Source organism: Microbacterium esteraromaticum (assembly GCF_016907315.1).
Lineage (GTDB): Bacteria > Actinomycetota > Actinomycetes > Actinomycetales > Microbacteriaceae > Microbacterium > Microbacterium esteraromaticum.
This window is the reverse complement of record NZ_JAFBBS010000001.1, coordinates 1,861,212-1,883,293: the sequence shown is the minus strand read 5'-3', so window position 1 is coordinate 1,883,293 and position 22,082 is coordinate 1,861,212. Positions and strand designations below refer to the sequence as shown.

Sequence of the window (22,082 nt, the reverse complement as noted above, 5' to 3'; positions counted from 1 at the left end):
TCCCCTCAGAACCAGGTGCGGATCAGGTCGATGACCACGCCCGACTCGATCGAGTCGACCACAGGCATCACGCGCCACTTGTCGAAGGCGGTGCACGGGTGCGACAGACCGAAGCGCACGACCTCGCCCACCGCGAGGGGATCTGCGGGCCGCACGTAGGAGTGCTGGTCGTTCATCGCCGACACGGTCGCGTCGACCGGATGCCATGGTCCGGCCAGATCGGGGGCCGCGGCGCGCGGGATCGGCAGGCCCTCGTCATACGGCAGGTCGCGCTTTCCGGCATCAACCAGCGCCAGACCGGCCTCGGGCCGGGAGACGACCCTGGCGACGCCGTGCATCGCGTTGACGAAGTGCGGACCGGCACCGGTGCCACCCTCGTCGAACGGCGAGATGCTGCGGTAGAACCCGTCGTCGTGCACGATGTACGCGCCCGAGCGCAGGGTGAAGCGGGTGCGGCCGTCGCGCTCGGCACCCGACCACACGTCGGCGACGATCTCGAAGTAGGCGCTGCCGCCTGCGGTCACGTAGAGCTCGCCGTCGTCGTACAGCGGGGTGATCGCGCGGTGCAGCTCGAGCTGCGCCTCGAGGTAGGCGCGGACCCCGTCGAGTCCGGCGGCGGAGCGGTCGTGCGCGAGGCTGCCCTCGTACCCCGAGACGCCTGCCAGCCGCAGCACGTCCGACGCGGCGAGGCGCTCGGCGATCTGCACGGCCTCGGCGATCGAGCGAGCACCGGTGCGTCCGCCCGCGGCGCCGAGCTCGACGCACACGTCGACCGGCCTGGGCACGCCCGCGGCTCGCAGGCCCCGCTCCATCGCGTCGACGGTGGCGAGCGAGTCGGCCCAGCACACGAAGCGGAAGCCGGGGTCGGCGAGCTCGCCGGCGAGCCATGCGAGCGAACGTGCATCGACGGCCGCGTTGGCGAGCATGATCGAGTCGAGCCCGAGGTCGCGGCCGGTGCGCACCTGCCCCATTGTCGCGAGGGTGATGCCGAGGGCGCCGGCATCGAGCTGACGCTGCCACAGCTCGGGCGCCATGGTGGTCTTGCCGTGCGGCATGATCTCGAGGCCGTTCGCGGTGCACCAGTCGGCCATCGTGGCGACGTTGGCGCGCATCGCGGCATCGTCGAGCACGATCAGCGGGGTCCAGAACTCGTCGAGTCGAGGCTCGGTGGCGAGGAAGGCGGATGCCGTCATGCCGATCGCCCGATCCGGGATGCCCTTGTCGCGCGCCGTCAGCAGCTCATCGCTCATGTGGGTCTTCTCCTCGTTGTGCGTATATTGCAACGTGCATTGCAGTGTGTGCACACGCCGCCTCATCATGGTAACCATGCCCGACACCTCCGCACCACGCCTGATCGCGATCGGCGAGACGATGGCTCTCATCGCTCCCGCTCGCCCCGAGCCCCTCGCCACCACGCAGGAGGTGCGGCTGCTGATCGGCGGCGCCGAGTCGAACGTCGCGATCCACGCGGCGCAGCTCGGCATCCCGACCGCCTGGGTCAGCGCCGTCGGCGACGATGCGCTGGGCGTGCGCGTGCGCGGCGAGGTCGCCTCGCACGGCGTCGACGTCGGCTGGGTGACGAGCGATCCGAAGGCCCCCACTGGCGTCTACTTCAAAGACCCCGGCAAGGGCGTGCTGTACTACCGCCGCGGTTCCGCGGCCTCGGCGATGACTCCCGAGTCGATCGCCGACGTTCCGCTCGAGCGGGCCGACCTCGTGCACATCTCGGGCATCACGCCGGCGCTCTCGCGCAGCTGCGCCGCGCTCATCGACTCGGTCATAGACCGCGTGGCGGCGGGCGACGGCATCCTGAGCTTCGACGTCAACCACCGAGCGGCGCTGTGGCAGCCGGGTGCCGCCGCGCCCGCTCTGCTCGACCTCGCCCGCCGGGCCGATCTCGTCTTCGTGGGCCTCGACGAGGCCGATGGGCTGTGGGGCACCGCAGATGCCGACGCGGTGCGCGCTCTGCTGCCCGAGCCCGCGCTGCTCATCGTCAAGGACGGCGACGTGGGAGCCATCGAGTACGAGCGACGAGGCGACACCGACATGCGCACCTTCGCCCCCGCGATCACGACCGAGGTCGTCGAGGCGGTCGGAGCCGGCGACGCCTTCGCGGCCGGCTACCTCGCGGCGCACCTGAACGGCGCCGAGGCCGACGACCGACTTCATGCCGGCCACCGGCGCGCGCACCTCGTGCTGCAGTCCACCGGCGACCTGCTGCCCGATCCTCCCCACGACGAAACCCCCGACCGAGCCTGAAAGGCGATCGAACATGACCGAGAACTCCGTCTTCGAAGACATCTTCCGCGACGTGCCCCTGATGGCGATCCTGCGCGGCATGGGGGTAGAGCGCACGCTCGCCACCGCGACCCGCGCCTGGGATCTCGGCATCACCGCCGTCGAGGTCCCCGTGCAGACGCCGACCGATGTCGAGGCGCTGCGCGTTGTCGCCCAGGCTGCGCGCGAACGCGGGCTGACCGTCGGCGCCGGCACCGTCGTCTCGCTCGAGCACGTGCGACAGGCTGCTGACGCCGGTGCGGCGTTCACCGTCAGCCCCGGTTTCGACGTCGACGTCGTGCGGGCCTCGCACGAGGCCGGACTTCCGCCGCTGCCCGGCGTCTCGACGGCGACCGAGGTGCAGCACGCACTCGGCGAGGGCCTGACCTGGCTGAAGGCGTTCCCCGCGTCACTGCTCGGCACCGGATGGTTCCCCGCCATGCGCGGGCCGTTCCCGCAGGCGCACTTCGTCGCCACGGGCGGAATGGACTCGGGCAACGCCCGGTCGTACCTCGACGCCGGCGTGCGCGTGGTGGCCGTCGGCTCGGCGCTCGAAGACGAGAGCCAGCTGCCCGCGCTCGCCCAGCTGCTCGCCTGAGGCCCGTGCGGCGCCGCGTCAGACGGACGCGGCGCCGAGAGCACCGCATGCCGCCGAGTGCACCGCCTGTTCGCGTGAACAGGCGGTGCACTCGGCGTTTCAACGTGCACTCGGCGCACCAGCAGGTCAGTCGGCCGACACCCGGGGCGCCACGGCGAGCTCGTGCAGGCGACCGGCGCCCTCGACGTCGGGACGGATGGATGCCATCATCGTGGCGATCACGCCCACGACCGCGATCACCGCGGCGTAGACCACGACGGGCCAGAACGCCCCGCCCGCTGCCGCCACGAGGGCGACGCAGATGATCGGCGCGAGGCCGCCGCCGAGGGTGTTCGAGATCTGGTACCCGATGTTGACGCCCGTGGTGCGCGCCTCGGGGTCGAACATCTCGGCGAGCATGGTCGCAAGTGTGGCCTGCATGGCGACGCCGAAGACCACGAAGCCGACGATCTGACCGAGCCAGATCAGCCACATGTTGCCGGTGCTGAACAGCGCGAACGCCGGGTAGACCATGGCGGCGAAGCCGAGGCATCCGATGACGTAGACCGTGCGACGACCGATCCGGTCGGAGATGTGGCCCCACAGCGGGGCGACGACGATCTGCAGCAGGCCGACGATCATCGTGCCCGCGAAGCCCATCCAGGCCGGCAGGTTCTTGTTCGAGACCATGAAGCTGAGGCCGTAGGTGAGGATCACGTAGCCGGCGATCGACTGGGGGAGGCCGATCAGGATGCCGAGGATCGTGTTCTTCGGGTGACGGAACGCCTCGACGAGGGGGTTGTGCTTCTTGCCGGTCGCCGAGATGAGCAGCGTGGTGGTGGTCGTGAACTCCTCTGACTCCTCGAGGTGGCGACGCAGGATCACCGCGGCGATCGCGAGCACCATCGAGAACACGAACGGGATGCGCCATCCCCACTCGATGAACCACGAGCCGGGGGTCAGGCCGAGGCCTGCCATCAGACCACCCGAGACGACGTTGGCGACGCCGGCACCGCTGATCAGGAAGGCGCCGTACAGGCCCTTCTTGCCGATCGGCGCGGCCTCGACGACCATCGTCGCGGCACCGCCCATCTCGCCGCCGACGAAGAAGCCTTGGCAGAGGCGGAAGAAGAGCAGCAGCAGCGGAGCGGCGATGCCGATGGCCTGATCGGAGGGGATGAGGCCGATGCCCGTCGTGGCGAGCCCCATGCCGACCACGGTGCTCATCAGCACGACCTTGCGGCCGACGCGGTCGCCGATGATGCCCCAGACGATGCCGCCGACCGGACGCAGGAAGAACCCGACGGCGAACGTCGCGAACGACGACAGCTGCGCGATCACGGGGTCTTCGGTCGAGAAGAAGACGGCCGGGAAGACGGCGGCCGAGGCCAGACCGTACAGGTAGTAGTCGTAGTACTCGATCAGCGTGCCGATCGCGCCGCCGGCGACGGTCTTCCGCTGCTTCGGCGTCAAGCCGCTCGATGCGACTGTGGCCATGGGAGCCTCCTTGCTCAGTGGGGGGTGGAGATCCGTCCGGGTTCGTCACCCTCGACGGGAAGTGCTGTGGACGCTAAGATAACCGAAGTAGAGACAGAATGTCTAGATTGAATATTTTTTGTAAAGCTGAACAGTTTGTAGGTGGACGATGACGACACAGACGGCGATAAGTGAAGCAGCGACGGCTCTGGCAGAAGACGCCGCGCGACAGACGTACGAGAGCGCCGAAGAGGTGCTGCGGCTGTACCGCCCCGTGATGCGCGCCCTGGCGACCGCCGCCGGGCCTTCGGTCGAGGTGGTGCTGCACAACCTCGACGGTGCGGACGTCGACCTCGGGCACACCATCATGGCGATCGAGAACGGCCACGTCACGGGTCGCGCCGTGGGCGGGCCGTCGACCTCGCTGGGCATCGACGTCATGAAAGACCGCCAGAAGAACCACGACGCTTTCGGCTACCGCGCGGTCACCAGCGACGGACGCGAGCTGCGCTGCTCGTCGGTGTACTTCCACAACGCAGCCGGCGACATCATCGCCTCGTTCTGCATCAACGTCGACCTCAGCCCGCTGCAGCAGGCACGCAACATGCTCGAGGCACTGCTGCCGGTGGCGAACACCGCTCCCGACGCACCCCAGGAGCACTTCGGCACCGACATGGGCTCGGTGATGGACCAGATGATCGCCGAAGCGATCGGCGAGATCGGCCGCCCCGTCGCGCAGATGACGCGAGACGACAAGATCGCCGTGCTCGAGAAGCTCGACCAGCGCGGCGTCACCCAGATGCGCAAGTCGATCCAGACGATCGCCAAGCGGCTGAACATCTCGCGCGTCACGGCCTACTCGTACCTCGACGAGACCCGCACCCGTGGCTGAGAACGCGGAGCCTGCATCGATCGCCGCCCGCCTCGCGCACGTCGACACGCGTCTGGCCTTCGAGATCGACGTCGTCGCAGCAGCCGCGGCCGTCGACGCCGGCGAGGCGGTGCTCGTCGACACCCGGCGGCAGGAGTCATGGGATCACGGCCACATCGCCGGCGCCCTGCACCTGCCGAAGGCGACGATGGATGCTCTGATCGCCGAGCTGCCGCGCCACCGCACGCTCATCGTGTACGGATGGGGGCCCGGCTGCAACGGCGCCACCGCCACCGCGCGCGAGCTGCTCGCGGCCGGGCTCGACACCCGCGAACTGCTGGGCGGGTACGAGTACTGGGTGCGCAATGGCTTCCCCATCGAGAAGGACGGCGTCACGTCCCGCCACGACACGGACCCCCTCGTCACTGCCGACACGCACTGACCGCGGATGCACTGAGGCCCCTGCACCGAGCATCCGGAGCAGGGGCCTCAGCAGGCGATCAGATCACTTGATCACGTCGGGGTACTCCTTCAGCCAGGCCTCGACAGCCTCGCGCTCCTTGCCCTCGCCGTACTCGTTGACGACCAGGTCTTCGAGCGCACCGTACTGCTCGTCGTCGAGCTGGATGCTCTCGATGAGCTCGGCAGCCTCGGGGAACTCGTCGGCGAAGCCCTTCGTGCCGAGGAAGTGCAGACCCTCGGCCTCGCCCATCAGGCCGTTCGGGTCTTCGAGGTCCTTCACGGGGAACGCGTCGTTGGCCCAGAACGGACGCCACAGGGTCACGACGACGTCTTCCTTCGCATCCGTCGCCTTCTTCAGCTCGGTGAGCATGGCGGCGGTCGACGAGGTGACCAGCTCGTACTCGCTGTTCAGCCCGGTCTCCTCGAGCATCTTGGTGGTCTGCTCGGTCAGGCCCGCCCCGGGCTCGATGCCGATGATCTTGCCGTCGTAGTCGGCGCCCTTGCCCTTCAGGTCTTCGATCGACGTCAACTCGGAGTACTCGGGCACCGCGATGGTCAGCTTCGCGTTCTCGTAGTAGGTGCCGAGGTCTTCGATGTCGTCGCCGTACTCGTCCATGTACTTCTTGTGGGTGAGTTCGGGCCAGGCCGACGGGTAGATGTCGACATCGCCCTGCGCGAGGCCGGTGTAGAGAGGACCTGCGTCGGTGAGGGTCTTCATCTCGACGTCGTAGCCGAGCTCCTCGAGCTTGTTCTCGAGCAGGTAGGCGGTGCTGAGGCCATCGGTCCACGACGGCAGGAAGCCGAGCGTGATCGTGCCCTTGTCGCCCGTGGAGCCGCTGTCGGCGGCGCCGCCGGTTCCGCCCGTGCCTCCGGCGCCGCCCGAGGCGCAGCCGCTGAGCGCGAGCGAGCCGATGGCGCCGATGGCCAGAAGTGCTGTGATCTTCTTCTTCACGATGTTCTCTTCCTGTTGCGTATGTGTGATTGCGGGTGATGCGGGGTGCGGGTCACGCGGGCTGCAGCGCGGCATCCGGAACCGGGACGGATGCTGCGGCGCGGCGCTGCGCGTCGCGACGACGCGCCATGATGCCGAGCAGCGAGGCGTGGTTCTCGGCAGGGGTGCCGAGGGCTGCGGTGACGCGGTCGAGGAAGACCGCGATCAGCACGACGCCGAGTCCGGCCTCGACGCCCTTGGCGATGTTGATCGTCGAGATCGCCTCGACCACCATCTTGCCGAGGCCGTCGGCGCCGGCCATGCCGGCGATGACCGCCATCGACAGGGCCAGCATGATGACCTGGTTGATGCCCGCCATGATGGTCGGCATCGCGAGCGGCAGCTGGATGCCGCGCAGGATCTGCCCCGGCTTCGCGCCGAACGCCTGGCCGGCCTCGACCGTCTCGCTGTCGACGCCGCGGATGCCCAGCTCGGTGAGCCGCACGCCAGGAGGCAGCGCGAAGATGATCGTGGCGACCATGCCCGGCACCACGCCGATGCCGAAGAACACGATCGCGGGGATCAGGTACACGAACGCGGGCATCGTCTGCATGAAGTCGAGCACGGGCTTCAGCAGAGCGCGCACGGTGCTGTTGCGCGCCGACCAGATGCCCAGCGGCACCGCGATCAGCACGGCCACGACGGTCGCGACGAGCACGAGCGACATGGTCTGCATCGCAGGAACCCACAGGTCCATGCCGACGATCAGCAGCAGCGACACCGCCGTGCCGATCGCGAGCTGCCACGAGCGCACCAGCCACGCGATCAGCGCCGCGATCGCGATGATCGCGACGAAGTGCACCGACAGCAGGCCCATCGTCAGCCCGTTGACCAGCCAGCCGAAGACGAAGGCGATGCCGTCGAGCAGACCATCGAGGTTGTCCTTGACCCAGTCGACGAAGGCGGCGACCCAGCTTCCGATCGGAATGCGGAAATCCATCAGCGCACCTCCTCGGTGTCGGCAGCACCGGCCGCGTCATCGGCGGCCGCCTCGGTGAACGAGCTCGCCTCGGCGAGCACCTCGTCGATCACGGCCTGCGGCATCGGATTGAGCGGCAGGGTCAGCTCACCCGTCGCGCCGGGCCCGGGGCCGAGCGCCGCGAGCAGGGTGACGCGCGGGATCACGCCGGTGAGGCGCCCCTCGGCATCCGTCACAGCGAGCGGCAGCGGCGACTCGACCGACGGGATGAACAGGTTCATCAGCACCTCGTTCTCGTCGACCACCTGCGGTGCCGGCTTCAGGATGGATGCCAGAGACGACTCGCCCCTGCGCACGAGCTTCACGGCGTCGCGGTCGGTCACGATGCCGACCAGCTTGCGGTCGCGGCCCACCACATAGGTGGCCGACATGTACGAATCGCGCATCTGGCGCAGCGCCGTGCGCGGTCCTGCCGACTCGGCCACGACAGGGCGCGGGCGCTCCATGACGTTCGATGCGGTGAGCACGCGGGCGCGGTCGACGTCCTGCACGAACTGCTCGACGTAGTCGTTGGCGGGGTCGGTCAGGATGTCTTCCGGCGTGCCGATCTGCACGATGCGCCCGTCGCGCATCACCGCGATGCGGTCGCCGAGGAACATCGCCTCGTTGAGATCGTGCGTGATGAACACGATGGTCTTCTGCAGCTTCGCCTGCAGCTCGACCAGCTGCTCCTGCATCTCTCGGCGGATCAGCGGATCGAGAGCGCTGAACGCCTCGTCCATCAGCAGGATGTCGGTATCGGCCGCGAGGGCGCGGGCGATGCCGACGCGCTGCTGCATTCCGCCCGAGAGCTCACTGGGCAGCTTGTCGCCCCAGCCTTCGAGGCCCACCAGGGCGAGGATCTCGTCAGCCTTGCGCAGGCGCTCTGTCCTGCTCACGCCCTTCAGCTCGAGCGGGTAGGCGACGTTCGCGGCGACCGTGCGGTGCGGCAGCAGCGCGAAGTGCTGGAACACCATCGAGACGCGGTCGCGACGGATGTCGCGCAGACGCGAGGCCGGGATGCCGGTGATCGCGTCCCCGCCGATGGTGATGCTGCCCGCGGTCGCGTCGTGCAGACCGTTGAGCATGCGGATGATGGTCGACTTGCCAGAACCAGACAGGCCCATGATGACGAAGATCTCACCGCGGTTCACGGTGAAGCTCGCGTCGATCACGGCGGCGGTGCCGACATCCTGCACCTCGGTGCGGGTCTCACCGGCCTTCAGACGCTTCACGGCCTGCTGCGGATTCCGACCGAAGACCTTGTAGATATTGCGCGCTTCAAGAGCGGTTTCGGACACGTTTCCCCCGTTGCCCACCGATTTGTTCGGGTCTCGGCGGGCCGCTTCGGTTACGCCCGGGTGACGTTCTCAAGGCCGTTTCGACACTGCTGTACTGGCGGCACAGACGGGGATTTCGGATCCCCGCTATAGAACATCGACCGTACGCTCACGCCTCTTCGTGTACAGCTCAAGTCGAAAGAAGGACGCGACCGCGGACTGGTCATGGTGACCTCACGGCCACCTGTCCACGCTAACGAATGGCTGATCCGGTGGCAAATCTGGGTCGTGGATTCGCGGTCCCACCGGGGGTTCTTCCCCTCCGTTCGGATCGCTCATCTTGCGGTTCTCGGGCACGAGAACCCGCGAATCGACCGATTCGAACGCGGCGGATCAGCCCCGGCGGATGCTGCGGGTGACAGTGAATTTCGGGGTGCGCGCGACCTGCTCGGTCGGCCCGACATCGCGGGTCAGCACACCGCGATGATCGAGGTGCGAGTTGAACACGGTCCACACCTCGCCGCCGGGTCTCAGCAGCCGCGCCGCGGCCTGGATCAGCCTCTGGCCCGCTCCCTCGTGCACGGTCGCGCCGAGGTGGAACGGCGGGTTCAGCAGCACGAGATCGGCCGAGCCGTCCGGCAGCTCCGATCCGGCGTCGTCGAGTGTGACCGTGATGCGCCCCGCGAGGCCGTTCGCGACGACCGTGGCCTGCGCGGAGCGCGCCGCGGACGCCGATCGGTCTGTGGCAGTGATCACCGCATCCGGATGCCGCTGCGCGAAGGCCACGGCGAGCGCACCCGTTCCGCAGCCGAGGTCGACGACTCTCAGCGGACGGGCGTTCACAACTCCGGAGAACTCCCCCTGATTGCCGCCGATCGGGGCTTCCGACGGCTGAAACGGCTCGGATCTCCTGAGTTGTGAACGCGCCGGCGGGTCAAGCGTCCCCATGACATCGATGAGCACGCGAGTTCCGATGTCGAGCCGGGCGCCGGCGAAGGCCCCGCCGTATGCGCTGAGGGTGAAGCCGTCATGCTGGCGGCTGACCGGAAAGCGTGGCTGATCAGGCACTGGCAGCGCTCCGGATGCCACGATCAGCCGCGACTTGCGCTCCGCGCGCTGCGGCTGCACGTGTGCGAAGTAGCTCGCGAGCACCTGGTTCTGGGTGAGCGCCATGTGCTTGACCCGACCGCCGGCGATGAGCGTGACGTCTGGTGCCGCCCAGCGGGCGACGGCATCGGCGACCTCTTCGAGCTCGGCGAGGCCCTTCGGCAGCTGCAGCAGCACGAGGCGCGCGCCCGTGAGCAGGGAGCTGTCGAGCTCGTGGGCCGCGGGCAGGGCGAGGGCGAGCGCGCGGGCGTTGGCGGCGAGCGCGCGCCGACCCGTGATCAGGTCCTGGTGCACACGGATGCCCTGCATGCCGGCATCCGTCAGAGCGAGCGAGATCGCACCGTACTCATCACCGATGACGGCGATCGCGTCACCTGCGACATCCGCGTCGAGCGCCCGCTGCACGAGCAGCTCGTCGGTGGCGTCCCATGCCTGCAGATTCGGCGCTTCGACGTCGGGAAATCGCCGCAGGGCGCTGAAGTCGAAGGCCATCTGCTCACACTATCCGCCGGGCGAGGCGCCCCGTCGCGCCGCCCCTTGACGCCGACTGAACATGCGTTTAGTCTGCTGTACATGCGTTCAGCCTCCGACGACCTCACGGCCCGCGCCCGCATCCGCGAAGCCGCGATCCGCGCCTTCGCCCGCGACGGATTCGACGCCGTCAGCATGCGCGCCATCGCCAAGGATGCGGGCGTCAGCGCCGCCCTGATCGTGCACCACTTCGGCGACAAGAACGCGTTGCGCACGGCATGCGATGACTACGTCGTGGCAGCGTTCATCGACGACAAGCACGAGCTGATCGAGGCGCCCACAGCCGATCGCATCCGCGCGGCACTGAATGACGTCGAGCGCTACGGACCCTACGTCGACTACCTCGGCCGCATGCTCGGCGACAGCTCACCGGCCGCCGACCGGCTGTTCGACGAGATCATCCGCGTCACCCGCGATGTGCTCGACGAGCAGCGCGCGGCCGGGCTGCTCGTCGAGATGAGCGATCCCGAGATGACCACGGTGCTGGTCGCGATGATGGGCCTCGCGCCCCTGATGATGCGCGCACAGGTCGGGCGCGTGCTCGGGCAAGACCAGCTGAGCCCTGCCGGCATGCTGCGCACCACCCTTCCCACCCTCGAACTTCTCACCCACGGCATCTACTCGAGCACCGCGTTCCTCGACGGAGCGCGCCAGGCTGTGGCATCCGAGACGGCGCCAGAAGCCGCGCCGCGAGCCGACCACCCCACCGAAGGAGGGGCATCATGAGTTCCGCCATCGACATCACCGGGCTGCACAAGCGCTTCGGCCCTCGCACGGCCGTGCACGACCTCGACCTGCACGTGCGGCCCGGCACGATCTACGGCCTGATCGGGCCGAACGGCGCCGGCAAGACCACCACCCTGCGTACCCTCGTCGACATCATCCGGCCCACCTCGGGCCAGGTGCGCGTGCTCGGAGAGGACCCACGGCACGGCGGTGCCCGCCTGCGCCGGCGCATCGGCTTCGTGCCGGGCGAGCTGCGTCTCGAGGGGCGGGTGACGGGGCACCGGATGCTGTCCTTCTACTCCGAGACCTCCGGCCCGGTCTCCAGGGGATACACGGCCGAGCTGGCCGAGCGCCTCGGCGTCGATCTCTCGCGGCCGGTGCGCAGCCTGTCGAAGGGCAACAAGCAGAAGGTCGGACTGATCCAGGCGTTCATGCACCGCCCCGAGCTGCTGATCCTCGACGAGCCGACCAGCGGACTCGACCCGCTCGTGCAGCGCGAGTTCCTCGCCATGGTGCGCGAGGCGCGCGATGCCGGGCAGACCGTGCTGCTCAGCTCGCACGTGCTCAGCGAGATCCAGCAGACCGCCGACGAGGTGGCCGTGCTCGCCGCCGGGCGCATCGTCGCCCAGGGCGACGTCGCGTCGCTGCGTCTCGGATCGGTGCGGCGCGTGCGGGTCGCGCTCGACGCGCAGGATCCGGATGCCCTGCGTCGCCGCTTCACGGGCATCCCGGGCGTGACAGAGCTCGAGGTGACCGCGCAGGGTGAGGCGCTGCAGCTGGCCGCGACCGTCGAGGGCGGGATCGACCCGTTCGTGAAGGCGCTCGCGCAGCAGACCGTGCGCGACCTGACGATCGAGGAGCCCGATCTGGAGGAGAGCGTGCTGCGCCTGTACGGCCCGGCCGCTGACCACGAGGGAGGTGCACGATGAGCGCCGTGCTGCCGGTGTTCCGGCGCAGCATCCGCGAGTCGTGGCGCGGTCTGATCGGCTGGAGCCTCGGCATCGCTGCCGTGCTCTTCCTGTACCTGCCGCTGTACCCGAGCTTCGGGGCGAACGGGCAGCTCGACAGCGTCATCAAGGCGCTGCCGAAGCAGCTCGTCGACACGATCGGCTACGACCAGATCGCCACCGGGGCGGGCTACGCGCAGAGCACGTTCTTCGGTCTGATGGGCTTTCTGCTGTTCACGATCGCCGCAGTGCTGTGGGGGTCGGCCGCGATCGCCGGGGCCGAGGAGTCGGGCCGGCTCGAGCTCGACCTCGCCCACGGCATCGGGCGCGCGCAGTACGCGGCCGAGTCGGCGCTCGCGGTGCTCGTGCGACTGCTCTGGCTCGGCGCCTTCTCGGGTGCTGTCGTGCTCGCTCTGAACGGTCCTGCGGAGCTGGGCATCCATCCTCCCCACATCGCCGGAGCCTCGCTCGCACTCACCGGACTCGCCTTCCTCAGCGCGATGGCAGGACTCCTCGCGGGCGCCCTGACCGGTCGCAAGGCCTGGGCGACCGGGGTCGCGGCGGCGGTCGCCGTACTCGGCTACGTGTTCCAGGCGGTGGCGAAGCAGTCCGACGATCTCGAGTGGCTGAACGCGCTGTCGCCGTACGCGTGGGTCTATCAGCAGCCGCCGTTGAAGGACGGCGTCGAGGTGGGCGGCCTGCTGCTGATGTGGGGCATCGCGATCGTGCTGGCACTGGCATCCGCCCTCGCGCTGTCGCGCCGAGACCTGCGCGGCTGACCCACCCCGCCATCTCTCCCCCCGCGATCCCCCCGCCATCTCCCCCGCGATCTCCCCCGCGATCTCCCCCGCGCCGAGACCTGCACCTCCCGCCGAGACCTACAGTTGCTACTGCAGGTCTCGGCGAGAAATGCAGGTCTCGGCGACATGAACGAGGAGAGCGAATGACCACCACCGTGAAGGCGTACGGCGCCACCAGCGCCACCGCACCCCTGGAGCCGCTGACCATCGAGCGTCGCGACGTCGGCCCGCACGACGTGCGCATCGACATCGACTACGCCGGCATCTGCCACTCCGACATCCACACCATCCGCGGCGACTGGGGCCCGATCCAGTACCCGCAGGTGGTCGGCCACGAGATCGTCGGACGTGTCGCCGAGGTGGGCTCAGCCGTCACCAGGCACCGCGTCGGAGACCTCGTCGGCGTCGGATGCCAGTCGAACTCGTGCCGCACGTGCGCGCAGTGCGAGCAGGGCAACGACCAGTACTGCCTGAACGGCAACACCCAGACGTACGCCTCGGTCGACCCGGCCGACGGCACCATCACCCAGGGCGGCTACTCGCAGGCCGTGGTGACCGACGAGAACTACGTCGTCGCGATCCCCGAGGGGCTCGACCCCGAGCGCACCGCCCCGCTGCTGTGCGCAGGCATCACGCTCTACTCGCCGCTGCAGCACTGGAAGGCTGGCCCCGGCACGCGTGTCGCGGTCGTCGGCATGGGCGGCCTCGGGCACATGGGCGTGAAGATCGCGGTGGCTCTGGGCGCCGAGGTCACCGTGCTCTCGCGCGGGACCAAGAAGCGCGATGACGCGCTCGGCTTCGGTGCGGCGCGCTACGTCGACACGACCGACGCGGCGGCGATGCGCGAGCTGCGCGACAGCTTCGATCTGATCCTCAACACGGTGTCGGCCGAGCTCGACATCGCCGCCTACCTGCGGCTTCTCGACGTCGATGGAACCCTGGTGAACGTCGGCGCGCCGACCGAGCCGTTCCGCGTGCCGGCGTTCTCGCTGATCCCGCGTCGCCGTTCGCTGGCCGGGTCGACCACGGGCAGCATCTCGGAGATCGAGGAGATGCTCGCGTTCTGCGCCGAGCACGGCATCATGCCCGAGACGGAGACGGTAGCGGCCGAGGGCATCAACGAGGCGTGGGAGCGCGTGCTCTCGGCCGACGTCCGCTACCGCTTCGTCATCGACACCCACACGCTCTGACGCGCCGCGGCCCCCGGTGAGGGTGCGGGGTCGGTCGGTCGCGAAACCGTGCACGACCGACCCCGGATGCCCTAGCGTGAGCGACATCATGACTGCCACGCTGACGCTCACCTCGGTCACCCTCCCGTCGGCGCCGGTCGGCGCGCCCAACCCCCTGCCGGCCGTCGCGGCGATGCCGCAGGCTCCGTACGAGGCGTCGACCGTCGGGCTTCCGGATGCCATCGCCGAGAACATCCGGTACGGCCAGGTCACCAGCATCCTTCCCTATCTGCTGCAGGATCAGTACACCCGCGAGCGGACGGATGCGCCGATGCGGCTCGCCGTGCTCGAGAACGACCTGATGAGGGCCGAGTTCGCACTCGACCTCGGCGGCCGGCTCGTTCGTCTGCTCGACAAGGCGACAGGGCGGGACCTCGTGTACCGCAACGAGGTCTTCCAGCCGGCCAACCTCGGGCTGCGCAACGCGTGGTTCTCGGGCGGAGTCGAGTGGAACATCGGCATGCGAGGGCACTGGCCACTGACCTGCGCGCCGCTGTACGCTGCGGCGATCACCGCGCCCGACGGCGAGCCGGTGCTGCGCATGTGGGAGTACGAGCGCGTACGAGGACTCATCGTGCAGATGGACGCGACGCTCGATTCGACCGTGGCGGCCCTGCACGTGCACGTGAGGGTGCGCAATCCTCACGCCGACGAGACGGGCATGTACTGGTGGACGAACATCGCTGTCGCGCAGACCGACGGGTCTCGGGTCTTCGCCCCGGCGACGCACGCGTATCAGACGCAGTACGACGGCACGCTCGCGCAGGTCGACGTCGCGTCGCCCGACGTCAGTCGCCCTGCCGAGGCGCAGGCGGCTGCCGACTGGTTCTACGCGCTCGACGACTCGCAGACCCCATGGATCGCGGCGCTCGAGCCCGACGGCTCCGGACTCGGTCACGTCTCATCGCCGCGTCTGGCCGGCCGCAAGCTGTTCGTGTGGGGTGACACGACGGGCGGCAGGCACTGGCAGCACTGGCTGGGCGGCGCGACAGGCTCGTACTTCGAGATCCAGGGCGGGCTCGCGACGACGCAGTACGAGCATCTGCGGATGCCCGGACGGGCGACGTGGGAGTGGACCGAGACGTTCCTGCCGCTGCAGGTAGCTGGCGTCTCGTCTGCCGACTGGCCGTCGGCCGTCGAGGCGGTCGGCGCTGAGATCGGCCGGGCGGCGGATGCCACGGATGCCTCGCGCCTGGAGGCCGTGGCGGACCTCGAACCAGGCGAGGTGCTGAACGTCGGATCGCCATGGGGCGCGCTCGAGGCGACGCTCGCCGAGCGGTACGGCGCGGCGTTCGAGAGCCTCCCGGGGGTGCGCTTCGACCCGTCGGCGGGAGACGACGCCGCGTACTGGCGGGATCTGCTGCACAGCGACTCGCGGTTCGCCGATGGTGCCGACCGCGCCGATGGTGCCGACCGCGCCGACGCCGATGCCGACGGTGCCGACGCGAGTGCTGACGGTGCTGACCGTGCCGGCGATGCCGACGTCGCCACCCCGCCCGCGAGCTACGTCGCCGGCGCGCGGTGGGAGCGGCTGCTCGCCGAGGCCCCGGCGAGCTGGCTCACGCACTATCACCGCGCGGTGATGGCGCACGCTCGCGGCGACCTGACGGGAGCGACCGCGCACTACGAGGCATCGCTGCGGTCCCACCGCTCGGCCTGGGCGCTGCGCGGGCTGGGTCTGGTCGAGATGGCGAGCGGGGATCCGGATGCCGGTGTCGCCCACCTCTCCGACGCCCTCACGCTGGCCGCGGACCTCGCCCCCATCGCACTCGAGCTCGGTGACGCGCTGCTGGCCGCGGGGCGGGCTGAGGAGGCGTCCCGCCTGGTCGCCTCGCTGCCCGCGGAGCTACGCGAACGGGGCCGGTTCCGCGTGCTCGCGGTGCGTTCGGCACTGGCATCCGGAGACCGGGCCGAGGCAGGACGGATGCTGGAAGATGAGTTCGACGTGCCCGACATCCGCGAGGGCGAGCTGAGCATGTCGGAGCTGTGGCGACAGGCGTTCCCCGACCGCCCCGTGCCCGCACGATACGACTTCTCGATGACCTGACACCCGCGCCTGCTCGGCGGACGGAATTCGTTCACCCTCTTTACATAGTGCAGGCAAGCGTTTACCGTGGTAGCACTTCCCACCCCTCAGGAGGCCGATGATGTCCCCCCTCGAAGTAGACCGCCGTTCCTTCCTCGCGCTGCTCGGCGCCGGAGCCCTGGTCACGATGACCGCAGGCACCGCCACCAGCGCGTTCGGAGCCACTGCAGACCCCCTCGCCGCTCTCATCGAGAAGCGCCGCGTCATGCTCGCGGGCGACGGCAGCGCAGCATCCGTACCAGAGCTCGCGAGCGTGCTCAGCGGCATGAGCGACGCCGCCGACGCCAGCTGGAAGGCCATGGTCCGCCCGATCGGCGCACCGGGCATCTGGGCCGACCTGCCCGTCGCCGGGGTCACCGGAACCACCCTGTCGGGCAACATGGGCGTCACCTTCGACCGGCTGTTCAGCCTGGCCCTCGCCTACTCCACGGCCGGCACCCGCCAGCATCAGGACCAGGCCCTGGCATCCGACCTCGTCGCAGCGCTCACCTACCTCAGCACCGACGTCTACATCGCAGGACGCGCCGCCGTCGGCAACTGGTGGTTCTGGGAGATCGGCGTGCCCCGCAAGGCCGCCGACACCCTCATCCTGCTGCACGCCGTCGTGCCCGCCGAGGTGCGCACCGCGCTGATGGCGGCGGCCCGCTACTTCACCCCGAACCCCAACTGGCGCGGACGCGGCACGAGCTTCGCCGAGACCGGCGCGAACCGCACCGACAAGTCACTGTCGTGCGCGCTTCGCGGCATCCTCGACAACCGCCCCGACGAGATCGCGCTCGCCCGCGACGCTCTGAGCGACACCGTCCGCGGGGGACGCAACAGCGTGTTCGGCTACGTGACGAGCGGCGACGGCTTCTATCGCGACGGCTCGTTCGTGCAGCACAGCTACCTGCCCTACGTCGGCACCTACGGCGTCGTGACGCTGGGCGGCCTGGCCGAGATCCTCGGCCTGCTCGGCGGCAGCGAGTGGGACGTCGTCGACCCGAACAAGTCGGTGATCCTGGACGCCGTCGAGGGCGCCTTCGCGCCGTTCATCTGGAACGGCCGGATGATGGATGCCGTGCGCGGGCGCGCCGTGTCGCGCCAGAAGGCGCCGGACTACATCGACGGAGCCGGCGCGATGACCGCGATCCTGCTGCTCGCGCAGGGCGCGGGCGAGCCGTACCGCGAGCGCTACCTGTCGCTCGTGAAGGGCTGGCTGCAGCGCAGCAGCGAGAAGCAGTACGGCCTGCCCTCGCAGACCGTCGCGAAGTCGCTGCTGGTCACCTCGATCCTGGGCGACGACACGGTGCAGGCGGCGCCGGCCCCTGTGTACACCAAGGCCTTCGGCGACCAGGACCGCCTGGTGCACCACCGCCCGACCTTCAGCGCCGTCGTCAACATCTCGTCGAACCGCATCGGACGCTACGAATGGGGCAACCGCGAGAACAACCTCGGCTGGTACCAGGGGGACGGCCTCACCTACGTCTACAGCACGGCAGACCAGGCCCAGTTCAGCGCCGATTTCTGGCCCACGGTCGACCCGTACCGTCTTCCGGGCACGACCGTCACCGCCGAGCCGCGCAAGAACGGAGCAGCAGACGGCACCGGCATCCCCCGTGCATTCCAGCGCTTCGCCGGCGGACTCGCCCTCGACGACCGCTGGGGCATCCAGGGCATGGACCACCTCAACCACAACAAGACGCTCAGCGCCCGCAAGTCGTGGTTCTTCCTCGACGACAAGATGGTCTGCCTCGGAGCCGGTGTGACGTCGGCATCCGGATTCGACGTCTTCACGACGATCGAGAACCGGTCGTTCCCCGCGGGAGCTGTGCCGATGCTGCGGCCCGACAACCGCTACCGGTCGCTGGCTGCGGATGCCGCTGCCGTGAAGGTGCGTCGCAACGTGCACATCGACGGTCACGGCGGATACGTCTTCCTGAAGGGCGAGGGCGTCAGCGGCGACATCGATGTGCGGGTCGTGCGGCGCAGCGGCGACTGGATGACGATCAACTCGGGCTCCGACACCGGCGGATCCGACGAGGTCAAGACCCGCGACTACGTCACGATCACGCACCACCACGGGACCGACCCGTCTGGTGGCGGGTACGCGTACGTCGTGCTGCCGAACGTGCACCACTCGGCGACGTTCGATGAGTCCGAGACGCCGACGGTGTCAGTGGTCGCGAACAACTCGACGGCTCAGATGATCGCTGTGGCGGACTCAGGGCTGACCCTGGCGAACTTCTTCGCGGCGGGTTCGGCGGGCGGGTTCTCGGTGACCGGGCCGTGCTCGCTGGCCGTGCGGACGGCCGACGGTCGCACGACGGTCGCGCTCTCGGACCCGAGCCGCACGCAGACCGTCGCGCGGGTGACGCTGCCCTCGTCGGCCGGAACCTCGGTGATCGAGGCGGACTCCGGGGCGCGCGTCGTCTCGACCTCACCCCTCACGCTCGAGTTCGACCTCGACGGGCACGGCCACTCGAAGCGGATCGTGCTCGGCTAGGCGGGCGCGCCGCGCCGGGCGGCACGCGCCGCGGCCACAGATCGAGAAGTCACAAAGGCACCGGAAACGCCCCGCACCGGTGCCTTTTCGACCCCTCAGCACCCCCGCCCCCGACGCGAAGCCCACGCCACGGCACGGCCACAGATCGAAAGGTCAGAAAGGCACCGGAAACGCCCCGTACCGGTGCCTTTTCGACCCCTCGGCACCCGCGCCCGACGCGAAGCCCGCGCCACGGCACCGCCGCCGGGCCGAGAAGTCAGAAAGGCACCGGAAGCGCCCCGCACCGGTGCCTTTTCGACCTCGGCCCCGCCGCAGCACGCGGCGCGCGGCGCGCGGGGCTAGCGCAGCGGGTTGAAGGGGCGGATCTCCTCGGCGATGCGGCCCGTAGTGATCTGCTCGGCGAGCAGCTTGCCGGTCGCCGGTCCGAGCACGATGCCCCACATGCCGTGACCACCGGCGACGTACACGTTCGGGGCCTGGGTCGCGCCGACGAGCGGGAGTCCGTCCGGCGTGACGGGGCGCGAGCCGACCCACTCGTCCTGGCGATCGTCGAGGTCGAGCCCGACGAACATCTCGCGCGCCTGCGCGATGATCGCCTGCACGCGCCGCGGCTGGAACGGCTCGTCGGGCCCGCGGAACTCCATGGTGCCGGCGATGCGGAAGCGGCCCTGGTACGGGGTGCACGCGATGCGCTGAGACGGGAAGTACACCGGATGCTCCTGCGGAACCTCGGTCGAGACGGTGAACGAGTACCCGCGCCCGGCCTGCACGCGTGTGCGCACACCGAGCTTGCGGGCCAGTGCGGGCATCCAGGCGCCGGTGGCGATCACGACCGAGTCGGCCTCGAGCCGCTGCCCGTTCGACATGGTCACCACGGGGCGGCGGGTCGACGAGACGTCGGTGACCTCGTAGCCGGTGATCAGCTCGGCACCGCGCTCGACCACCGCGGCGCCGAGCGCCTCGAGGAAGGGCGCCGGCTCGAAGAAGCGCTGACCATCGAGGCGGTAGGCGTGCGTCACGGCATCCGACAGCACGGGCGCGAGCTCGCGCGGGTTCTCGAGCCGTTCGAAGGGCACGTCCTGGCCGTGGCGCACGACGCCCTCGATCTCGTGCAGGAATCCCTTCGAATCGGCCTCCTGCTTGAAGCCGATCACGAACGGACCCTCGCGGGTCCATGACTTCACGCCGCCGTCGATGAGCTCGTCGAAGCATTCCAGTGCGATCTTGTCGATCGGCGTGAGGTCGGCCATCGTCTTGTCCCACGCACGGTTCGTGCCGTGCGCGGCGAACTGGCCGAGGAACATCCAGAGCCCCGGATCCACCCGGAAGGGCACGTGCAGTGCGGCATCGGGGTCGAGCAGGGCCTTCGGCCCGTAGGTCCACAGTCCCGTGTCGGCGAGGGGGATGGTCTTGCCGGGCGTCAGCCAGCCGGCGTTGCCCCACGACGAGCCGGCACCAACGCCGACCCGATCGATAACCGTGACCTCGACCCCGCGCTCCTGCAGGTGCCAGGCGGTGGCGAGCCCGACCATTCCGGCACCGACGACGATCGTCCGCGACATTGCGTCCTCCTGAGACAGCTGTTCGTGGGCGCGAGAAAGCACCCACACGTGTGATTATGCAGATTCCGAGCGGCTCCGGATGCAAGCACGCAGATTCTGCATGAGTAGGGCCGCGGATGCGCGGGATCCTCGACATGGCCCGCCGAAAGCCCGATCCGATCGCCGAATCTTCGACCGTCGCTCCGTCCCGCAGCGCAGCCCCGTGAAGCACGCAGAATCCGGATGCCCGAGACACAGGCATCCGGATCCCGTTACGGCCGCCGCGACCTCAGCTCGCGGCGACCGGCGTCACTTCTCGATGTTCTCGTATGCCCGCATCGCCGCCTTCTGGGCATCCTTCAGCGCATCTTCCGGCGACTTGTCGCCGAGCAGCGCCGCCGTGATGGCATTGTTGAGCTCGTTCTGGATCTCCTGACCAGCGGGCGACGACCCGAACGACTGGCCGTAGTCGACCACGTCGTAGTACGTCGAGATCACCTGGTCGAAGCCGGCGTTGCCGCTCTCGACCACCCACTCGTCGCGGATCGCCTTGTCGGCGGCGGGAGAGCCGGTGAAGAGGCCGGTGTTCACTCCGCCGTCCTTCTTGCGGGTCTCGCCGCGCGCCTCGCCGGCTGCCGCCCAGGCGTCGTCCGACGTGAGGTCGACCATCCACGCGCACGCGGCGGCGGGGTTCTTCGCCCCGGCCGGCACGACGAACGCGGTTCCGGATGCCACCGAGAAGGGCTCACCGTCCGCTCCGCGGAACGGCACCGCCTCGAGCTGCAGCTTGTCCATGTACGGCGAGAGCACGTTCGGATACCACTGCGCGTTCACCTGGCCGCCGACCTGCTCGGCCACGAACTGGTTGTTGTCGCCGAACGTGTCGAAGGAGTCGGTGAAGCTCTTCACCGCGGCGAAGCCGCCCTGGGCATCCGTGATCTTCTTCAGCATCTCGATGCCCGCGATGTTGCTCTCGTCGTCGAGCGTCGGGGCGCCCTTCTCGTCGTTGAGCTGCCCGCCCATCCCGAGGATCCACAGTCCGCTCTGGCCGGTGGCCTGCGGATCGAAGCCGAGCCGCTTGGGCACCCCGCCCTCTTCCTGATAGATCTTGCCGATCGCCTCGAGCAGCACGTCGGGCTTGGAGGTGTCGAAGTCCTCGGCCTTCACCCCCGCCTCGTCGAGCACCTTCTTGTTCAGCATGATCGCCGGCGGCTGGTAGAACTGCGGCACCGCCCAGATCTCGTCGTCGTAGGTCACGTCGTCGACGACGAACGGGTACCAGTGCTCGCGCGGCTTCACGTCCTGCTCGTCGAGGCATTCGTCGAGCGGCATGATGAGGCCCTGCGCCGCATAGGTGGTGACGTACCGGCGGTCCATCTGCACGACGTCGGGCACGTTGCCGCCCGCGAGGCGCGTGGTGAACTTCTGCGCGTCGAAGGCCGTCGCGTCGAGGTCGACCTTGACGTCCTTCAGCTGCTCTGCAGCGTAGTCGAGACGCGACTGTCCGACATCGTCGGCGTTCTCGAATCCCCAGGCCTTCAGGTCGCCGGTGGCCTTGGCGCCCCAGTCGACCTCGTCGGCCATGTCAGAGGCATCCCCACCCCCTCCGCAGCCGGTGAGCACGACAGCGGATGCCGCGACGATCGCCGCGATTCCCAGAATGCGCTTGTGCATCTTCTTCCCTCTCGGTCTGGCGGCGGTCGCTGTGCTCCGCCGCGGTTCTCTCCCGTCCCGGATT

At 69.3% G+C, this 22,082-nt stretch carries 18 protein-coding genes; 10 read left to right on the top strand and 8 right to left on the bottom strand.

The window, feature by feature from the left end; translation table 11 throughout:
• Positions 1–5: 5 nt before the first annotated feature.
• Positions 6–1,250 carry an alanine racemase gene (locus JOE67_RS09080; RefSeq protein WP_204975275.1) on the bottom strand — a complete coding sequence of 415 codons (1,245 nt, stop codon included), beginning with the start codon at positions 1,248–1,250 and terminating at the stop codon, positions 6–8.
• A gap of 76 nt (positions 1,251–1,326) precedes the next feature.
• On the opposite strand from JOE67_RS09080, the gene JOE67_RS09075 reads away from it, so the two are divergent.
• Together JOE67_RS09075 and JOE67_RS09070 are read left to right on the top strand one after the other, a co-directional pair.
• Positions 1,327–2,259 (top strand): sugar kinase, encoded by a 933-nt coding sequence (locus tag JOE67_RS09075; protein ID WP_204975274.1) that lies wholly within the window; start codon positions 1,327–1,329, stop codon positions 2,257–2,259.
• Between the two features lie 13 nt (positions 2,260–2,272).
• Entirely contained in the window at positions 2,273–2,875 is a 603-nt protein-coding gene (locus JOE67_RS09070) for a bifunctional 4-hydroxy-2-oxoglutarate aldolase/2-dehydro-3-deoxy-phosphogluconate aldolase (protein ID WP_204975273.1), read from the top strand.
• 126 nt (positions 2,876–3,001) lie between these two features.
• Here the strand turns inward: JOE67_RS09070 and JOE67_RS09065 are convergent, their stop codons facing one another.
• Positions 3,002–4,351 (bottom strand): MFS transporter, encoded by a 1,350-nt coding sequence (locus JOE67_RS09065; protein ID WP_204975272.1) that lies wholly within the window; start codon positions 4,349–4,351, stop codon positions 3,002–3,004.
• Positions 4,352–4,499: 148 nt separating this feature from the next.
• On the opposite strand from JOE67_RS09065, the gene JOE67_RS09060 reads away from it, so the two are divergent.
• Together JOE67_RS09060 and JOE67_RS09055 are read left to right on the top strand one after the other, a co-directional pair.
• Positions 4,500–5,222 carry a helix-turn-helix transcriptional regulator gene (locus JOE67_RS09060; protein WP_204975271.1) on the top strand — a complete coding sequence of 241 codons (723 nt, stop codon included), beginning with the start codon at positions 4,500–4,502 and terminating at the stop codon, positions 5,220–5,222.
• A complete protein-coding gene (locus JOE67_RS09055) occupies positions 5,215–5,643 on the top strand; it encodes a rhodanese-like domain-containing protein (protein ID WP_338041546.1) in 429 nt (142 codons plus the stop codon). The genes JOE67_RS09060 and JOE67_RS09055 overlap by 8 nt, the downstream gene beginning before the upstream one ends.
• A gap of 63 nt (positions 5,644–5,706) precedes the next feature.
• On the opposite strand, the gene JOE67_RS09050 is transcribed toward JOE67_RS09055, so the two are convergent.
• The 4 genes from JOE67_RS09050 to JOE67_RS09035 all read right to left on the bottom strand — a co-directional run bounded on the left by JOE67_RS09050 (position 5,707) and on the right by JOE67_RS09035 (position 10,491).
• Positions 5,707–6,618, bottom strand: coding sequence for a glycine betaine ABC transporter substrate-binding protein (locus JOE67_RS09050; protein ID WP_204976810.1), 912 nt, complete (start codon positions 6,616–6,618; stop codon positions 5,707–5,709).
• Positions 6,619–6,667: 49 nt separating this feature from the next.
• On the bottom strand, positions 6,668–7,594 hold the full coding sequence (locus JOE67_RS09045; protein WP_204975270.1) for an ABC transporter permease: 927 nt from the start codon (positions 7,592–7,594) through the stop codon (positions 6,668–6,670).
• Positions 7,594–8,913, bottom strand: a complete 1,320-nt coding sequence (locus tag JOE67_RS09040) for a betaine/proline/choline family ABC transporter ATP-binding protein (protein ID WP_204975267.1) — start codon at positions 8,911–8,913, stop codon at positions 7,594–7,596. The genes JOE67_RS09045 and JOE67_RS09040 overlap by 1 nt, the downstream gene beginning before the upstream one ends.
• A gap of 372 nt (positions 8,914–9,285) precedes the next feature.
• A complete protein-coding gene (locus JOE67_RS09035) occupies positions 9,286–10,491 on the bottom strand; it encodes a class I SAM-dependent methyltransferase (RefSeq protein WP_204975265.1) in 1,206 nt (401 codons plus the stop codon).
• Positions 10,492–10,572: 81 nt separating this feature from the next.
• Here JOE67_RS09035 and JOE67_RS09030 point away from each other — a divergent pair, with 81 nt between their 5' ends.
• The 6 genes from JOE67_RS09030 to JOE67_RS09005 all read left to right on the top strand — a co-directional run bounded on the left by JOE67_RS09030 (position 10,573) and on the right by JOE67_RS09005 (position 18,803).
• Positions 10,573–11,256, top strand: a complete 684-nt coding sequence (locus JOE67_RS09030; protein WP_204975263.1) for a TetR/AcrR family transcriptional regulator — start codon at positions 10,573–10,575, stop codon at positions 11,254–11,256.
• Complete coding sequence (locus JOE67_RS09025; protein WP_204975261.1) at positions 11,253–12,185, top strand: ABC transporter ATP-binding protein; 933 nt, start codon at positions 11,253–11,255, stop codon at positions 12,183–12,185. The genes JOE67_RS09030 and JOE67_RS09025 overlap by 4 nt, the downstream gene beginning before the upstream one ends.
• On the top strand, positions 12,182–12,982 hold the full coding sequence (locus JOE67_RS09020; RefSeq protein WP_204975259.1) for an ABC transporter permease subunit: 801 nt from the start codon (positions 12,182–12,184) through the stop codon (positions 12,980–12,982). Before JOE67_RS09025 ends, JOE67_RS09020 begins: the two co-directional genes overlap by 4 nt.
• A 164-nt stretch (positions 12,983–13,146) precedes the next feature.
• Positions 13,147–14,193: an NAD(P)-dependent alcohol dehydrogenase gene (locus JOE67_RS09015; protein ID WP_204975257.1), complete on the top strand. Its 1,047-nt coding sequence runs from the start codon at positions 13,147–13,149 to the stop codon at positions 14,191–14,193.
• Between the two features lie 88 nt (positions 14,194–14,281).
• Positions 14,282–16,279, top strand: a complete 1,998-nt coding sequence (locus tag JOE67_RS09010; protein WP_204975255.1) for a DUF5107 domain-containing protein — start codon at positions 14,282–14,284, stop codon at positions 16,277–16,279.
• A 97-nt stretch (positions 16,280–16,376) separates the two neighbouring features.
• On the top strand, positions 16,377–18,803 hold the full coding sequence (locus JOE67_RS09005; RefSeq protein ID WP_204975253.1) for a polysaccharide lyase 8 family protein: 2,427 nt from the start codon (positions 16,377–16,379) through the stop codon (positions 18,801–18,803).
• A gap of 338 nt (positions 18,804–19,141) precedes the next feature.
• Here JOE67_RS09005 and JOE67_RS09000 read toward each other — a convergent pair whose 3' ends face one another.
• The gene (locus tag JOE67_RS09000; protein WP_204975251.1) at positions 19,142–20,365 is read right to left on the bottom strand and encodes an NAD(P)/FAD-dependent oxidoreductase; all 1,224 of its coding nucleotides are present in this window, start codon (positions 20,363–20,365) and stop codon (positions 19,142–19,144) included.
• 288 nt (positions 20,366–20,653) lie between these two features.
• Positions 20,654–22,018 carry an extracellular solute-binding protein gene (locus JOE67_RS08995; RefSeq protein WP_204975249.1) on the bottom strand — a complete coding sequence of 455 codons (1,365 nt, stop codon included), beginning with the start codon at positions 22,016–22,018 and terminating at the stop codon, positions 20,654–20,656.
• Positions 22,019–22,082: the final 64 nt, after the last annotated feature.

What these genes read in the sequence shown, in the direction of transcription:
- JOE67_RS09080 (WP_204975275.1), bottom strand. Translation starts at nt 1,250, where the DNA reads ATGAGCGATGAGCTGCTGACGGCGCGCGACAAGGGCATCCCGGATCGG.
- JOE67_RS09075 (WP_204975274.1), top strand. Translation starts at nt 1,327, where the DNA reads ATGCCCGACACCTCCGCACCACGCCTGATCGCGATCGGCGAGACGATG.
- JOE67_RS09070 (WP_204975273.1), top strand. Translation starts at nt 2,273, where the DNA reads ATGACCGAGAACTCCGTCTTCGAAGACATCTTCCGCGACGTGCCCCTG.
- JOE67_RS09065 (WP_204975272.1), bottom strand. Translation starts at nt 4,351, where the DNA reads ATGGCCACAGTCGCATCGAGCGGCTTGACGCCGAAGCAGCGGAAGACC.
- JOE67_RS09060 (WP_204975271.1), top strand. Translation starts at nt 4,500, where the DNA reads ATGACGACACAGACGGCGATAAGTGAAGCAGCGACGGCTCTGGCAGAA.
- JOE67_RS09045 (WP_204975270.1), bottom strand. Translation starts at nt 7,594, where the DNA reads ATGGATTTCCGCATTCCGATCGGAAGCTGGGTCGCCGCCTTCGTCGAC.
- JOE67_RS09035 (WP_204975265.1), bottom strand. Translation starts at nt 10,491, where the DNA reads ATGGCCTTCGACTTCAGCGCCCTGCGGCGATTTCCCGACGTCGAAGCG.
- JOE67_RS09030 (WP_204975263.1), top strand. Translation starts at nt 10,573, where the DNA reads ATGCGTTCAGCCTCCGACGACCTCACGGCCCGCGCCCGCATCCGCGAA.
- JOE67_RS09025 (WP_204975261.1), top strand. Translation starts at nt 11,253, where the DNA reads ATGAGTTCCGCCATCGACATCACCGGGCTGCACAAGCGCTTCGGCCCT.
- JOE67_RS09020 (WP_204975259.1), top strand. Translation starts at nt 12,182, where the DNA reads ATGAGCGCCGTGCTGCCGGTGTTCCGGCGCAGCATCCGCGAGTCGTGG.
- JOE67_RS09015 (WP_204975257.1), top strand. Translation starts at nt 13,147, where the DNA reads ATGACCACCACCGTGAAGGCGTACGGCGCCACCAGCGCCACCGCACCC.
- JOE67_RS09010 (WP_204975255.1), top strand. Translation starts at nt 14,282, where the DNA reads ATGACTGCCACGCTGACGCTCACCTCGGTCACCCTCCCGTCGGCGCCG.
- JOE67_RS09005 (WP_204975253.1), top strand. Translation starts at nt 16,377, where the DNA reads ATGATGTCCCCCCTCGAAGTAGACCGCCGTTCCTTCCTCGCGCTGCTC.
- JOE67_RS09000 (WP_204975251.1), bottom strand. Translation starts at nt 20,365, where the DNA reads ATGTCGCGGACGATCGTCGTCGGTGCCGGAATGGTCGGGCTCGCCACC.
- JOE67_RS08995 (WP_204975249.1), bottom strand. Translation starts at nt 22,018, where the DNA reads ATGCACAAGCGCATTCTGGGAATCGCGGCGATCGTCGCGGCATCCGCT.